This window comes from Sinorhizobium alkalisoli (assembly GCF_008932245.1).
GTDB classification, from domain to species: domain Bacteria; phylum Pseudomonadota; class Alphaproteobacteria; order Rhizobiales; family Rhizobiaceae; genus Sinorhizobium; species Sinorhizobium alkalisoli.
This window is the reverse complement of sequence record NZ_CP034909.1, coordinates 3,420,001-3,435,062: the sequence shown is the minus strand read 5'-3', so window position 1 is coordinate 3,435,062 and position 15,062 is coordinate 3,420,001. Positions and strand designations below refer to the sequence as shown.

Sequence of the window (15,062 nt, the reverse complement as noted above, 5' to 3'; positions counted from 1 at the left end):
CGCCGTTCAGCCTTTGCTCGCGATCATTTCCCTGAGGAGCGCCGACAGGCGCTCGCCGCCAAGCGGCGCCATCTCCTTGGTTTCCTCATGGCTGAGCTCGGTGCCGGTCATGCCGGCCCCGAAATTGGTGATGACGGAGGCGGCCGCGACCCTGAGCCCGAAGAAGCGGGCGAGAATGACCTCCGGCACGGTGGACATGCCGACGGCGTCGGCTCCCATTATCCGCGCCATCCGGATCTCCGCCGGCGTCTCGAAGCTCGGGCCCGAGAACCACATGTAGACGCCCCGCCACAGCGGAATCGACAAACGATCGGCCGCCTCCTCCATGCGCTCGGAAAGCGCCGCATCATAGGCATTCGTCATGCCGACGAAGCGACTGTCGCTTTCGACCCCGATCAGCGGGTTAGAGCCCGAAAAGGCGATATGATCGGCAATGCGCATGACCGAGCCCGGAGGCATGTCCTCGCGCAGCGAGCCGGCCGAATTGGTGAGGATGAGGTTTTCGACGCCGATCCGCTTCAGCGTCTCGATCGGCAGGCGCATCGCGCCCGCGTCGCCCCGTTCATAGTAGTGCACGCGGCCGGAGAGCATAGCGACCGGCACGTCGCCGAGCTTGCCGACGACGAGTTCGCCCGCATGGCCGGAAACGCTGCTCACCGGGAAATCCGGAATGTCCGCATAGGGAATGCGGAGCGGCTCCGCCGCCGCCTCGACCAGCGCACCGAGACCGGAGCCGAGTACGATGCCGTAGCGCGGCGAGAGCGCTCCGAGCTTCTCCTTCAAATAGTCCGCTGCCGCCGTCATCCGAGCATCTCGGTTTCGAAGCTGTGCGGCAGCAGGTCGGAAAGCGCCAGCGCCTTCTTGATACCGGTCTCGTCGCAGAGATAGATGCGCGTGCTGGCGCCGGAAAACTCCGCCAGGCGCTGGCGGCAGCCGCCGCAGGGCGGGCAAAGCGCAAGCTTCTCGGCGACGACCGCCACCTCCATGATCTTGCGCTGGCCGGCCATCACCATGTGGCTGATCGCCGTCGTTTCCGCGCACCACCCCTCCGGAAAGGAGAGGTTCTCGATATTGGCACCCGTATAAATCTTCCCGTCCTCGGCGCGAATGGCCGCGCCCACGGGAAACTTGGAATAAGGCGCATGCGCCTTTGCCATGGCATCACGCGCCGCGACGAAGAGTTCGGCCTGGGGCATTGGTCAACGCTCCTTCACGTAAGGTACGCCGCCCGCCTTGGGCGGAATGGCCTTGCCGATGAAGCCGGCAAGCAGCACGACAGTAAGGATATAGGGCAAGGCCTGCATCAGCTGTACCGGCACCTGGCCGATCAGCGGCAAGGGTGCGCCCTGCAGCCGGATCGCCAGCGCATCGAGGAACCCGAAGAGCAGGCAGGCGAACATGACGTTGACCGGCCGCCATTTGGCAAAGATCAGTGCCGCGAGCGCGATATAGCCCTTGCCGGCCGTCATGCCCTTGACGAAGCCGGCCGTCATGGCAAGCGACAGATAGGCGCCGGCGAAGCCGCAGAGAATTCCGCAGCAGATAACGGCGCGGTAGCGCAGCCAGATCACCGAGATGCCGGCCGTATCGACTGCGCCGGGATTCTCGCCGACGGCCCTGAGCCTTAGGCCGAAGCGCGTGCGAAACAGGATCCACCAGCTGATCGGCACCATGGCGAAGGCGAGATAGGTCAGCAGAAAATGCCCGGACAGAAGATCCGCATAGATCGGTCCGAGAACCGGAACGTCGCGGATCGCGTCCGCTCCAGGGAAATTGACGATCTGGAACCGCGCGCCCTCGACGAGCGCAGGCGTCCGTCCCCCTTGCCGGAACCAGGCCTCGCCAAGGATCACCGTCGCACCGGCGACGATGAAATTGATCGCCACGCCTGAGACGATCTGGTTGCCGCGCTGGGTGATCGAGGCATAGCCGTGGACGAGCGACAGCAAAACGGAAACCAGGACAGCCGCGGCAAGGCCGACCCAGACAGACTCGGAAACGGCCGCCGCAGCGCCCGCCGCGAAAGCGGCTCCGAGCATCTTGCCTTCGAGGCTGATGTCGAAGACGCCGGCGCGCTCGGTAAAAAGTCCGGCAAGTGCGGCAAAGACCAGCGGCACCGAAACGCGGATCGTCGATTCGAGGAGCACGACGAGGACGTGGAAGAAATCCATGGCTCAGGCTCCCTTGGTCTCGACGAGGGCCGCCGCCCGCTGGCCGCGCATGGCGAAGGCGCGCGCGATCGCCGGACGGAACATGTTTTCGAGCGCCCCTGCAAAGAGGATGACGAGGCCCTGGATGATGACGATCATGTCACGCGAGATCGACGGCATCTCGAAGGCGATTTCCGCGCCGCCCTGATAGAGCACGCCGAACAGGATCGCGGCGGGGATGATGCCGGCCGGGTGCGAGCGCCCCATCAGAGCGACGGCGATGCCGACGAAGCCGGCGCCCTGGACGAAGTCGAGCTGCATGCGGAACTGCTCGCCCATGATCGGGTTCAAGGCCATCATTCCGGCAAGGCCGCCCGAGATCATCATGGTGATGACGATGATCCGGCTTTCACGAATGCCGGCGTAACGGGCAGCCGACGGGCTGTGGCCCATGGTGCGCATCTCGTAGCCGAGCCTGGTGCGCCAGATCAGCAACCAGACGGCGAATGCGGCAGCAAGCGCCAGGAGAAAGGAAATGTTGAACGGAGCCGTGCCGACATTCAGCCCGAAGATCGAAAGCAGCCAGTCGAGTTTCGGCAGTTGACCGCCTTCGGCGAAGGTGCGCGTCTGGGGCGCCATCGATCCGAGCGGCTTCAGGACACGCGTCAGCAGATAGACCATCAGGCTCGAGGCGATGAAGTTGAACATGATGGTGGTGATGACGATGTGGCTGCCGCGCCTGGCCTGCAACCAGCCGGGCAGGAAGGCCCAAAGCGCGCCGAAAAGGGCGGAGCCGACCATCGCGAGCGGGAAAACCACGTACCAGGGCATCAACTTGTCGAGCCAGAGGCAGGCGAGCGCCACCCCGATCCCGCCGACATAGGCCTGGCCTTCGCCACCGATATTGAAGAGTCCGGCATGGAAGGCGACGGCGACGGCCAGCCCGGTGAAGATGAAGGTCGTGGCATAATAGAGCGTGAAGCCGATATATTCGCCGCGGCCAAAAGCACCGTTGATCAGGTGATAGGCGGCTTCGAGCGGATTTTCGCCGACGAGCAGCACGACGAGGCCGGCAACCAGGAAGGCGACGGCGAGATTGACCAGCGGGACTAGGCCGTACTCGACCCAGCCCGGGAGTTTCGCATAGGGAACGCTCATTCAGCTGCCTCCTTGCGGCCTTCGACGCCTGCCATCAGGAGGCCGAGTTCGCCTTCCGTCGCCTCGGGGCTGCGCTCGCCGACGACGCGGCCGGCAAACATCACGAGAATTCGGTCGGAAAGGGAACGGATTTCGTCGAGCTCGACAGACACCAGAAGCACCGCCTTGCCCTGGTCACGCATCTCGATGATGCGCTTATGGATGAATTCGATCGCCCCGACATCGACGCCGCGAGTCGGCTGGCCGATGATCAGGACATCCGGATCGCGCTCCATTTCGCGCGCCAGCACGATCTTCTGCTGGTTGCCGCCGGAGAAATTGGCCGTCTTCAGCCGCGCATTCGGCGGGCGGATGTCATATTTGCCGATCTTTTCCTCGGCATCCTTGCGGATCGCGTCGATGTTCAGGAAAACGCCGTTCGAATAGCGCGGATCATGATGATAGCCGAGAATCGCGTTCTCGCTCTCCTCGAATTTCAGGACCAGACCGACATGGTGGCGATCCTCGGGCACATGGGCAAGGCCGCGGCTCCTGAGATCGGCCGGATCGGCGTGGCCGGTGACATCGACGGGCCTGCCGTTCAGATGAACGCTGCCGGACGTCGCCCTGCGGATGCCCGCAATCGCCTCCAAAAGCTCCGACTGCCCGTTGCCGGCCACCCCTGCAATGCCGACGATCTCGCCGGCGCGCACCTCGAAGGACACGTTGTCGACCATGGTCACGCCGCGGCTGTCCTTGACCGTCAGGCCCTGGACCGCGAGCTTCACATCTGCGGGCTTGCTATCGCCCTTCTCAACGCGGAGCAGGACGCGGCGGCCGACCATGAGCTCCGCAAGCTCCTCAACCGAGGTCTCGCCGGTCGTGCGGGTCGCGACCATTTCGCCCCGCCGCATGACCGAGACCTCGTCGGTGATCGCCATGATCTCGCGCAGCTTATGGGTGATGAAGATGATCGTCTTTCCCTGCGCTTTCAGTTGCGCAAGGATTCGGAAGAGATGGTCGGCCTCGGCCGGCGTCAGCACGCCCGTCGGTTCGTCGAGGATCAGGATATCGGCCTTGCGATAGAGCGCCTTCAGGATTTCCACCCGCTGCTGCAGGCCGACGGGCAAATCCTCGATCAGCGCATCGGGATTGACCTCGAGTGCATATTCCCGCTCGAGCCGCTTCAGTTCGCTGCGCGCCTTGGCGATACCCTTGTTGAGGATCTGATTGTCCTCGGCGCCGAGCATGACGTTTTCGAGCACGGTGAAATTCTCGACCAGCATGAAATGCTGGTGCACCATGCCGATGCCGGCAGCGATCGCCGCGTTCGGATCACGAATTGCAACCGGCCTGCCGCCGACGAGGATTTCACCGCGGTCGGCCTGGTAGAAGCCATAAAGGATCGACATCAGCGTCGATTTTCCCGCGCCGTTCTCGCCGATTATGCCGTGAATCGTGCCTTTTCTGACGGTGAGATTGATGTTCCTGTTGGCGTGGACCGGACCGAAGCTCTTGTCGATTCCCCGCAATTCGATGGCAATATCATCCATATTGGCCCTGCGATCCCCTGTTCTCCCGCTTCGGTCCCTCGTTCTTGAACCGTGCCGGGTTTTTTACCATTTGGTATAAGTTTATCATCGAATTTGCGGCGCGAAAGCCTCGATCGCGATGTTTCTGAACCGGTTCGATTCAAGAACGTCCGATCGCCGCGCGTCATCCCGGTCACGGGACACCCGGTCAAGCGACTGGGCGCTTGGCCGCACCACGCCTTCGCGTCCGGTCAAATCGCGAACTCCTTACACTCTCTCCACATCATTGCTGAGAGTCCAGCGCGAATATGCACAGGAGAGAAGGCCCGTTTTCGACGCGAAAACGAGCTCATGCACGGCGTTTTGTCGGACGCATGGCGTTGCGCGACATCCGCGCCGCCGCCCATGGCGATGCCGACATCGGCCGCCGCGATCTTTTCGAGCACGGCGCCGCCCTGGATCAGAAGGCCCCGGCGCGCAACCGCCGACAGGCTCGCGGCGATTGCAGCAGGCGTTGAGATGACGAGTGCGCACGGACAGGCGAGCAGCAGCAGCGCGAGCGAGCGGTAAAGCCAGTCCTGCCAGAGCCCACCCGAAGACCATCGGCGGCACGGTCGCGACCAGGGCGCCATCTTCGACGTATCGTCTCCGCATCGCACCCGTCGGCCGCAAGCACATATTGCAGGGCGTAACAATACTCGGCCTCGATTTCGACCGGTGGGAAACCGGGCGGAAGCGCGCCGGAAGCGGCGACGCGCCGCGCCGTGAGCACCGTGTCCCGGTTGTCAAAATAGGCGAAATTGCCGGTTTCCACATTGACCGCGCCTAGGCTCAGGCGCACGTCGCCCCGGTTGACGCGCTCGAAATCGACCAGCCACTCCAAGGTCTTGATCAGCGGCTCCGTGTCGTAATGGCTGATCCTCAGATCCGGATTGAGCAGGATCTGAGAGGGCGTGAAAAGCCGGGGAGAAAAAAGCCGTGAACACCCGTGATCGAGCCCAGAACCGCCCAGTCCTTGAACAGCCGCCTGTTGAAATCATCCTCGGGGAGGAAGTCGAAATCGAGACCAGCGGAAACCATGTGCCAGAATTCCCGCAGGTTTTCGACCCTGCGCTCCTCCGGGCTGCCGGCGACGATCGCCGATTTGATCGCGCCGATGGATATGCCTGCTAGCCAATCGGGCTTGATGCCGTGCTTGTGAAGCGCTTCTTATATTCCGGCCTGATAGGCGCCGAGCGCGCCACCGCCCTGAAAAACAAGAATATTCCGTGTTGGACCCATGGTTGAGCACTCCGTCACATTTGCTTTCGCAGATGCAGCATCATCTTCAACTTGGGCGCTCCGGCATTACTCTATAGTGGCCGGAGCATTACATTTCCCTCATGCTCCACGCGCATGCCGGGTTGGATGAAAGCGCCGTTGCTTTGAATGGGGAGCCAACCTCGACTTCATTGCACGCGTGACCTCCGGGGGACTTCCGGGCACGAGCTTGCGATGGCGGTAGACTTCCGCGAGCAGATCACCGAGACGTTCGAGCCCGCGTCCGGCAATTATCGCCTGCAATCGCAAGAATGCATCCGCGGTCGCAACCGCATCACCCATCGCCGTATGGCGCACCGCTTCCGTCAGGCTGACGCCAAGGCGCTGGCAAAGTGCATCCAGCGTATGGGCCTGCTGCCGACCGAAAACAACTGCGGACAGCAGAACCGTATCGAGGATCGGATTCGCAAAGCTTATGCGGAGCTCGTTTTCCCGCCGGTACAGGAACTCCATGTCGAACGGCGCATTGTGGGCGACGAGTACCGCGCCCTCGCAAAAGCGGTGAAATCGCCGAACGACGTCGGCCGCGCCCGGTGCATCCTCGACCATGGTATCGGTGATTCGGTGGACCGCAGACGAGGCCGCGGGAATGCGCCGGCCGGGATTGACCAGCGATTCGAATGTTTCCCCTTCGACGCGCTTTCCATTGACGATGCGGACCGCGGCAATCTGCACGATCTCATCGCCCCGCTCGGGGAACAGGCCAGTGGTCTCCGTGTCGAACACGACATAGGCAAGATCGTCGAGGCGAGCCTCGGCAATCCTGTCGTAGCGCGGAAGGGACAGAAGTTCGAAATCGTATGTGACGGTTCGGGGTAGGCGGGCCGGAACCGGTTGCAGCTTCTTCACCTGCTGCAGACTCATGCTCAGGGATGATCGGCCCTCCCTGAAGCTCGAGGAGAGTGTCGTTCGATGAGCGCGAAGAATCGCATCCGGTGCCGGCGACTGATCATCCGCAGGCTCACGGAGCCACTGCTGCAACAAGCCAACGGAGAGAGCCGGCCCGCCCCACTCCAGACTTGCTCTTCCTTCGGCTTGGAACTCGCGGACGGAGAAGACGAACTTACGCACAGCCCGATCCCGCGCTATCTGCCGGGCGAGATGTGCAAAGAGCGACACGATATCGGGCATGTTGCACCGCGCCGCAAGCGCATCGGCATCGATGTCGACCGCAATGCCGGAAACAGACAATTCGCTTCGTACCTGATGTGCGAGTTCGCTGGCGTCCACCCATGCCATGGGCCAGCTATCGGCCTGACAGGCCTCAAAACGAGGCTCGAGCGCCTGCACTGCATGCTCGAGGCCGATGATGTCGCGCATGATCAAGGCTTCGCCGCCGTCGCCGGACGCGACCTCAAGACGATGGGCGCTCTCTTTCAGCGCTTCGATTGCCGGCCGGATCGTCAAGAAGACGTCGCTCAGCAGCACGTCGCGCCTTGCACAGGCGGCAACCTCTTCCGTCACGTCGCGCAAGGTCAGCACGTAGGCGCCGGCGTCATGACCGGTGCCGCCGGTCAGTCGCATTCGGCCGGCAAGTCGCCGCCGCCGTGGAGCGGTGCAAACAAATTCCAATATCGCGTCCGGGGTATTCATCTCGACAAGGCGCTGATATGCAGACCTGAGGGCACCGTCGCTCAGGTAGTCGAACAGGCTCCGGCCGAGACAGACCGGGATCTCGGCCGTCGCCAGCATTTCCTGGGCGGAGCTATTGTAGAATGCGAGATGATGACGCCCGGTGCATAAGAGAACCGCCGGCGGCACGTCGGCCAGCAATTGCGCCAGCTTCTGATTGTCGGCGGAAAGCCGGGCCGTTTCGCGCGCCACGGTTTCGGCCAGTGCATTCCGGGTCTCGCTCAATGCGGCCGTGGTCATCGAAGCGGCCGCGGCCAGGTCACCGAGATAGCGCACCTCATGGTGGTCAATCTCCTGCTCGACCTTTGCATGCGCCCGCGCCCGCATGGCCGAAGCGATCGCCTCGATCGGACGGGCCAGATGGCGGTCGAACAGCAGCCAGATACAGGCGACGATCACAAACATGCCGACGCTTCCCACGGCTGCAACCTGGAGGAGAGCTTCGACTACTTCTGGGGTGGCCGCGTGGTGGTAGGCACCCCATAGGCCGAGGCCGAGCGCCCCTGTCGCGCCCGCGGCGATGGCGACAAAGAAAAGCAAAATCCGACTTCGCAAACCCAGTCGCATGACCATGGCTTCCTCAGCTTTCCCGGCAGGCCGCCTGCAGGGCAGGATCGTCCGCCGGCACCGCGACCCAGTCCGCCCCGACAATCGCTCCATCCTCTGCCACTGAAACATTCTCGCCCAGCAGATCCCCGCGACGGTTGCCGTTGCAATCGAAGACGGTCTTCATACGAGCCGGTGACTTCCAGCGCGCCGAAAACAAGAGGTCGGCCATGACCAGGCCCGGTTGGTTGGGGTGTCGTTGCGCGTGCGCCACGTCGACAGCCGTGAAACGATTAACGACCGGCGCGTAATAGGACCAGGGACGCCAGAAAGAGCGTGACTCGTTCTTCCACGTCACGACAGTCCCGGGTGGTAATGCATTGGTGGCGCGCGCGAACCAACTGTATTCGCTCCAGACCGCATAGGAAAGCATGCCGATGCCGGCTGCAGCCGGCACCACCCATCGCGGCAGGCGCCCGCGGCTCATCCAACGGATCAGCATCATGATCCCTGCGAGGGCCACGCCGGCAACCAAGGCTGCGATGAACTCGAACAACATGCGTTTTTCCTCTAGATGGGCGCCATGCCGGAATTGGCAAGCGCCGACTGCATCGTGCGTACCACGACGAACGCATCCCGAAGATGGGATCGTTCGAACTCCCCCAGATCATAGGGAGCAAGGTGATTGGTTGGCCGCTGTCCGGCCTTGATCTGCATCGCCTGATTGCGAATTCTGATCTCGGCGATCAGATCGTAGGCTGCGATCAGATCGCGAGCGCCCGCGCCTGAAATCACACCCCGTTCTTCGGCTCCGAGAAGGCGCGCACGGGTATTCACCGGCTTGAGGCGCGCCAGCAGGGCGTAGACGCGACCAAGATCCACGACCGGCACGACGCCGTTGTGCTTCATATCGATCTGGTTGCGGTGCTCGCCGCCGCGAATGGTCGCAAAGCCGCGCAAGAGCCCCAGAGGCGGTGCGTGCTTCAGGGAGTTGCTCACCATGTGCGCCACGAATATCGAATTCCGGCTGGCGTCCTCCAGGGTTTCAGTCTGAACGTCGCGGTAGAGCGTCGCCTCTCCGGCGATCGGCCGCAGGTCGAACATCACGCTTGCAAGCATCTGAGCCATCGGCTCGGGAACATGGATCCAATGATAGAAATACTCCCGCCAGGTGCGCACTGGCTGGCACCAACGCCGGTTGGTGGCCATCATGTCGCCGGGGCAAAAGACATAGCCGCATGCATCGAGGTTGTGGCTGACGAAGTGAGCGAGCTTCGTGAACCAGGGCCGGTGCGCCGCCTCCTCGAAGGCGTCGTCGATAAAGATGCAATTGTCCTGGTCGCTGATCCCCGTCTGCTCCTGCCGGCCCTGGCTGCCGCAAGCCAACCAGACATAGGGGACCGGCGGCGGACCCAGTTCGCGTTCTGCAAGGGCGATGAGCCTGCGGGTGACCGCGTCCGTCACGTCCGTGATCAGCCTTGTCACCACCTCGTGCGGCGCATTGGCGCCGGCAAGCTGGAGAAGCAGTTGCGGAACATGCGCGGTATTCGCCCGCAAGTCGGCGACCGTCTCCGCCGCGGAAATGTCCGCGATCAGGAGTGCGGATGACAATGCCTGAAACCGCGTGATGTCCGTCTGCGTGATCATGCCGACAAGCCGCTCTCCGGCAACGACCGGCAAATGCCCGACTCCTCGCTCCAGCATGAGGTTGAGCACGTCCGAGCCCAGTGCTTCCTGCTCCAGGCTGAGGGGGTTTGCGGTCATGACGGCGGAAACAGGGGTCGCCGCCGGGTCGAGCCCTTCTGCAAGGACCCGCGCGGTCAGATCGCGCGTCGTCACGATGCCGGTCAGCTTGCCGTGCTCCACCACCGCCAGGCCGGAGATTTTCAGCTTTCGCATCATCTCCGCCGCGGCACGGACGCTGTCGGATGGCGCGCAAAAGCGGGGCGGTGAGGACATGAGGTCTTTCACCTTGCGCATCGTGACGTCGGCGCGCCGGGAGGCAGCCTCGCGGCCGCGGGTGAAGAAGCGGCTGTAGACCGGATGCTCGGCCATCAGCCGCCTGAATTCGGTCACCGGCAGCATCAATAGAATGGTATCCTGCAATGCGGAAGCGCTGGTAACCGCGCGGCCGTCGGCCAGAAGCCCGCGCTCGCCCAGCGAGTTGCGCGGAAATAGCTGCGAAACGACCGTACCGGAGGCATCGCGGACTTCCACCGCGCCTTGCATCACGAGAAACAGACCCGGAAGCGGATCGCCTCGTTTGTAGATCTCGCTGCCTGCAGGAAAAAGGAGCCTTCGGAACTGCCGGCCTATGTGCTCCAGTTCCTCCCGCGGAAGGCTGTCGTAGGGATGAGCGGTTTCCAGGAACCGTGCGATGTCCGGGTACGTGTCTTCCATTGTGTCCTCGCGCAGCCATCCCGGCGGCCGTGCCCTTGAGGAAGGGGAGAGCGGGCGGCTGACGCCGCCCGCTCCCGCTTTTCAACTGACGGTCAGTGGCTCGTCGCTGTACCGGCGCCTCGCGGTACGCGCACCGAGTCGACAAGCTCCTGTACGTGGCGCGGCGGAGCCTCAGTCATCGCCGAAATGACGTAGGCGGCACCAAAGTTCAGCAAGGCGCCGATCGGGCCAAATGCCGTCGGCGGAATGCCGAACAGATAATTGGCCGGATCGTTCTCGAGCATGTTCGTACCCGGGATGAAGAACCAGCCCAGATAGGTGAACAGGTAGAGGCATGTCACGATCAGGCCGACCAGCATGCCGATCGTTGCCCCCGCCGCATTGATGCGCTTCGAGAAGATGCCCATCATCAGCGCCGGGAAGATACTGGCGGCCGCGAGACCAAAGGCGAGAGCCACCGTCTGGGCGGCAAAGCCAGGCGGGTTGAGGCCCAACAGCGTGGCCACCAGGATCGCGCCTGCCATCGCCACGCGCGCGGTCATGAGCTCCCCTGCTTCCGAGATGCCGGGCTTCAACCAGTCCTTGATGAGGTCGTGGCTGATGGCGGACGAGATTGCAAGCAACAGGCCCGCAGCCGTCGACAGCGCCGCAGCCAGACCGCCGGCGGCGATGAGGCCGATGACCCAGCCCGGAAGCTGTGCGATTTCCGGATTGGCGAGAACGAGGATGTCGTTGTTGATCGTCAGCTCGTTGCCACTCCATCCCCGCGAGGCCGCGGTTTCTGCGAAGCCGGCAGCCGCATCGTTGTAATACTGGATACGTCCGTCGCCGTTCTTGTCTTCGAACTTCAGGAGACCCGTAACTTCCCAGTTACGCATCCAGTCGGGCCGGTCATCGTAAAGGACGGCTTCGGCCTGCGGACCACCGGGGAAGATCGTGTTGATGATGTTCAGTCGTGCCATGGCGCCGACGGCCGGAGCCGTAAGGTAGAGCAGCGCGATGAAGACCAGCGCCCAGCCGGCGGACCAGCGCGCATCAGCCACCTTCGGCACCGTGAAGAAGCGGATGATGACGTGCGGCAGACCGGCCGTACCGATCATCAGCGACAGGGTGAACAGCGTCATGTTGAGCATGGAGCCCTGTGCCGTATAGGCATTGAAGCCGAGGTCGGTGACGACCTGGTCCAGCTTCTGCAGGAGCGGCAGACCCGACTCCGTGTGGGTCGAGAAGAGTCCGAGCCACGGCAGCGGGTTGCCCGTGAGTTGCATGGAAATGAAGATCGCCGGGATAGAATAGGCGATGATCAGGACCACATACTGGGCCACCTGTGTATAGGTGATGCCCTTCATACCGCCCAGAACGGCATAGACGAATACCACGGCGGAGGCGATCCACAGGCCGGTTGAGCCCTCGACTTCGAGGAATCGGGAGAAGGCGACGCCGGCGCCGGTCATCTGCCCGATTACGTAGGTGATCGAGATGATGATCAGGCAGACAACCGCCACGAGGCGCGCGGTCTGGCTGTAAAAACGATCACCGATGAACTGCGGAACCGTGTACTTTCCGAACTTTCGCAGATAGGGCGCAAGCAGAAGCGCGAGCAACACATAACCGCCGGTCCAGCCCATCAGGTAGGTGGAGTTGATGTAGCCGACACCGGCAATAAGGCCGGCCATCGAAATGAATGAGGCAGCCGACATCCAGTCGGCGGCGGTTGCCATACCGTTCATGACCGGATTGACGCCGCGATTCGCCGCATAGAACTCAGCGGTTGAGCCTGCCCGGCTCCAGATTGCGATGCCGATGTAGAGCGCAAAGGACGCGCCTACTATCAGCAGATTGAGGGTATACTGATCCATAACCGTGTCCCGCCCCTATTGCTCGTCGACGCCGAATTGGCGGTCGAGCTTGTTCATATACGCCGAGTAGAAAAAGATCAGCGCGATGAAGACGACGATCGAACCTTGCTGCGCAAACCAGAAGCCGAGATCGGTTCCGCCTACGGCAATGCTCGAAAGCGCCGGGCGCAACAGGATGCCGAATCCATAGGAAACGATCGCCCAGATCGCCAGGCAAATGTAGATTATGCGAATATTGGCTGCCCAGTAGGCATTGGACGAAGATGTGTCCGCCACGTGTGCTCCTCCCTTTCACGATTGGCGCCCGGCGGGCGCCGTTTCCCCACCCGTCCCGCCTCCACGCAGGAATGGACGAATAACAACAAGTAACCTTTCCGAAACCTTTGGTATATTCGTCGTTAGTCGCAGATCGCTTGCGGAACGCCGGCGCCCGCCGCCGGCCAGGGCATCGGCCGATGCATCCGCTCCCCCGTGTCACCGGCACGACTGGGATGGCGCAAACGACAAAAGGGCAAAAAGGGATTGCAAGCACATGCGTTTATCGGGGCGCACGGCGCTGGTGCAGGCTTTTGAGACTGAGCGTCGTACTTCGGGAGGAACAGAGAAGCTGTTCGGATCTCTGAGCCGATGCGCCGGCGGACGACAACGTATCGCCGGCAAGCGGAAGCCGCTCGCGGCCGTCGAATGGTGGCGTGGCCTTCAAGCCGGTGTCGCCGAACGCAAAAACGCCCCTTGACGGGGCGTTGTTTAGTTTGGTTGCGGGGGCAGGATTTGAACCTGCGGCCTTCAGGTTATGAGCCTGACGAGCTACCGGGCTGCTCCACCCCGCGTTATGCTTGTCCGGGTTTTCTTGCCCGGTTGTTTGTCTGTTTGCCCGTCCTCGGCCGTTCGGCCTGCGGGCGTTCGGGGCTGCTCCACCCCGCGTTATGGTTCGAATGGTTTGTTTCGCCGTTTTGTCGGCGTGTGAGAGAAGATGTTTTTTGTTTTCGCCGCTGCCTTGTCCTTCACGGCTTTGCCGTGAAGGGGAGCGGCGTTTTTGTTGCGCTTTGCAGACCTGGCAGCGACCTACTCTCCCGCGTCTTGAGACGAAGTACCATCGGCGCTGGGGCGTTTCACGGCCGTGTTCGGAATGGGAACGGGTGCAGCCACCCCGCCAGAACCACCAGGTCGGCAAAGCGCAAGCTTTTGCGCCCTAAGGGCGCAAATTGATTTCGAGAAGCTGGTGAAGCGATTGCTTCGTTTTTTTTGAACACGTCTTCGACGGCGCTTGGGGCACTCATCGGAGCTTTAGCTCCGCAAGGCCAAAGGCCGTCGCGCCTTTTGGCGCGCCCTCCCGGAGGCATCCGCGACAGCGGATCGCCGTGAGGGCTAAAAGCTCATCTTCGATGAGCATGAGCAATGGGAACGATCAAGCCGATCGAACGATTAGTACCGGTAAGCTTCATGCGTTGCCGCACTTCCACACCCGGCCTATCAACGTGGTCGTCTTCCACGGTTCTCGAGGGAATACTCGTTTTCAGGTGGGTTTCCCGCTTAGATGCCTTCAGCGGTTATCCCTTCCATATATAGCTACCCTGCTATGCCCTTGGCAGGACAACAGGTCCACCAGAGATATGTCCATCCCGGTCCTCTCGTACTAGGGACAGATCCTGTCAATATTCCTACACCCACGGCAGATAGGGACCGAACTGTCTCACGACGTTCTGAACCCAGCTCACGTACCGCTTTAATTGGCGAACAGCCAAACCCTTGGGACCTGCTCCAGCCCCAGGATGCGATGAGCCGACATCGAGGTGCCAAACAACCCCGTCGATATGGACTCTTGGGGGTCATCAGCCTGTTATCCCCGGCGTACCTTTTATCCGTTGAGCGATGGCCCTTCCACGCGGGACCACCGGATCACTATGACCGACTTTCGTCTCTGCTCGACTTGTCAGTCTCGCAGTCAGGCGGGCTTATGCCATTGCACTCGACGAGCGATTTCCGACCGCTCTGAGCCCACCATCGCGCGCCTCCGTTACTCTTTCGGAGGCGACCGCCCCAGTCAAACTACCCACCATACACTGTCCCGGATCCGGATGACGGACCGCGGTTAGACATCCATGACGATAAGGGTGGTATTTCAAGGATGGCTCCACGAGAACTGGCGTCCCCGCTTCAAAGCCTACCACCTATCCTACACATGCCGACACGAATGCCAGTGTAAAGCTATAGTAAAGGTGCACGGGGTCTTTCCGTCTGACCGCAGGAACCCCGCATCTTCACGGGGAATTCAATTTCACTGAGTCTATGTTGGAGACAGCGGGGAAGTCGTTACGCCATTCGTGCAGGTCGGAACTTACCCGACAAGGAATTTCGCTACCTTAGGACCGTTATAGTTACGGCCGCCGTTTACTGGGGCTTCGATTCAGAGCTTGCACCCCTCCTCTTAACCTTCCAGCACCGGGCAGGCGTCAGACCCTATACGTCGTCTTGCGACTTCGCAG

11 protein-coding genes, 1 tRNA gene, 2 rRNA genes and 1 pseudogene (1 of these 15 running past the window's edge) are annotated in these 15,062 nt (G+C 62.1%); all 15 read right to left on the bottom strand.

Features of this window, described 5'->3' with window-relative positions:
• Window positions 1-6: 6 nt before the first annotated feature.
• Window positions 7-804: a purine-nucleoside phosphorylase gene (locus tag EKH55_RS16345; protein WP_151611829.1), complete on the bottom strand. Its 798-nt coding sequence runs from the start codon at window positions 802-804 to the stop codon at window positions 7-9.
• Window positions 801-1,196 carry a cytidine deaminase gene (locus tag EKH55_RS16340; protein ID WP_151611828.1) on the bottom strand — a complete coding sequence of 132 codons (396 nt, stop codon included), beginning with the start codon at window positions 1,194-1,196 and terminating at the stop codon, window positions 801-803. Before EKH55_RS16340 ends, EKH55_RS16345 begins: the two co-directional genes overlap by 4 nt.
• A 3-nt stretch (window positions 1,197-1,199) precedes the next feature.
• Window positions 1,200-2,171 carry an ABC transporter permease gene (locus EKH55_RS16335; protein ID WP_151611827.1) on the bottom strand — a complete coding sequence of 324 codons (972 nt, stop codon included), beginning with the start codon at window positions 2,169-2,171 and terminating at the stop codon, window positions 1,200-1,202.
• 3 nt (window positions 2,172-2,174) lie between these two features.
• A complete protein-coding gene (locus EKH55_RS16330) occupies window positions 2,175-3,308 on the bottom strand; it encodes an ABC transporter permease (protein ID WP_069459966.1) in 1,134 nt (377 codons plus the stop codon).
• Entirely contained in the window at window positions 3,305-4,840 is a 1,536-nt protein-coding gene (locus tag EKH55_RS16325; RefSeq protein WP_151611826.1) for an ABC transporter ATP-binding protein, read from the bottom strand. The genes EKH55_RS16330 and EKH55_RS16325 overlap by 4 nt, the downstream gene beginning before the upstream one ends.
• Before the next feature lie 410 nt (window positions 4,841-5,250).
• Window positions 5,251-5,446, bottom strand: a pseudogene (locus EKH55_RS16320) (hypothetical protein); the annotation flags it as partial.
• Window positions 5,447-5,740: 294 nt separating this feature from the next.
• Window positions 5,741-5,899, bottom strand: a complete 159-nt coding sequence (locus tag EKH55_RS30285) for a hypothetical protein (protein WP_192803725.1) — start codon at window positions 5,897-5,899, stop codon at window positions 5,741-5,743.
• Window positions 5,900-6,199: 300 nt separating this feature from the next.
• The gene (locus tag EKH55_RS16315; RefSeq protein WP_192803724.1) at window positions 6,200-8,338 is read right to left on the bottom strand and encodes a 3'-5' exonuclease; all 2,139 of its coding nucleotides are present in this window, start codon (window positions 8,336-8,338) and stop codon (window positions 6,200-6,202) included.
• A 13-nt stretch (window positions 8,339-8,351) separates the two neighbouring features.
• On the bottom strand, window positions 8,352-8,876 hold the full coding sequence (locus EKH55_RS16310) for a hypothetical protein (protein ID WP_151611824.1): 525 nt from the start codon (window positions 8,874-8,876) through the stop codon (window positions 8,352-8,354).
• 11 nt (window positions 8,877-8,887) lie between these two features.
• On the bottom strand, window positions 8,888-10,717 hold the full coding sequence (locus tag EKH55_RS16305; protein WP_151611823.1) for a DUF294 nucleotidyltransferase-like domain-containing protein: 1,830 nt from the start codon (window positions 10,715-10,717) through the stop codon (window positions 8,888-8,890).
• Between the two features lie 92 nt (window positions 10,718-10,809).
• Window positions 10,810-12,576: a sodium:solute symporter family protein gene (locus tag EKH55_RS16300; RefSeq protein ID WP_151611822.1), complete on the bottom strand. Its 1,767-nt coding sequence runs from the start codon at window positions 12,574-12,576 to the stop codon at window positions 10,810-10,812.
• A gap of 15 nt (window positions 12,577-12,591) precedes the next feature.
• Window positions 12,592-12,852 (bottom strand): DUF4212 domain-containing protein, encoded by a 261-nt coding sequence (locus EKH55_RS16295; RefSeq protein WP_069459975.1) that lies wholly within the window; start codon window positions 12,850-12,852, stop codon window positions 12,592-12,594.
• 477 nt (window positions 12,853-13,329) lie between these two features.
• A tRNA-Met gene (locus EKH55_RS16290) sits at window positions 13,330-13,406 on the bottom strand.
• 222 nt (window positions 13,407-13,628) lie between these two features.
• Window positions 13,629-13,743: ribosomal RNA gene (gene rrf, locus EKH55_RS16285) — 5S ribosomal RNA — on the bottom strand.
• A 237-nt stretch (window positions 13,744-13,980) separates the two neighbouring features.
• Window positions 13,981-15,062 (bottom strand): 23S ribosomal RNA (locus tag EKH55_RS16280) (it continues 1,715 nt past the right edge of the window).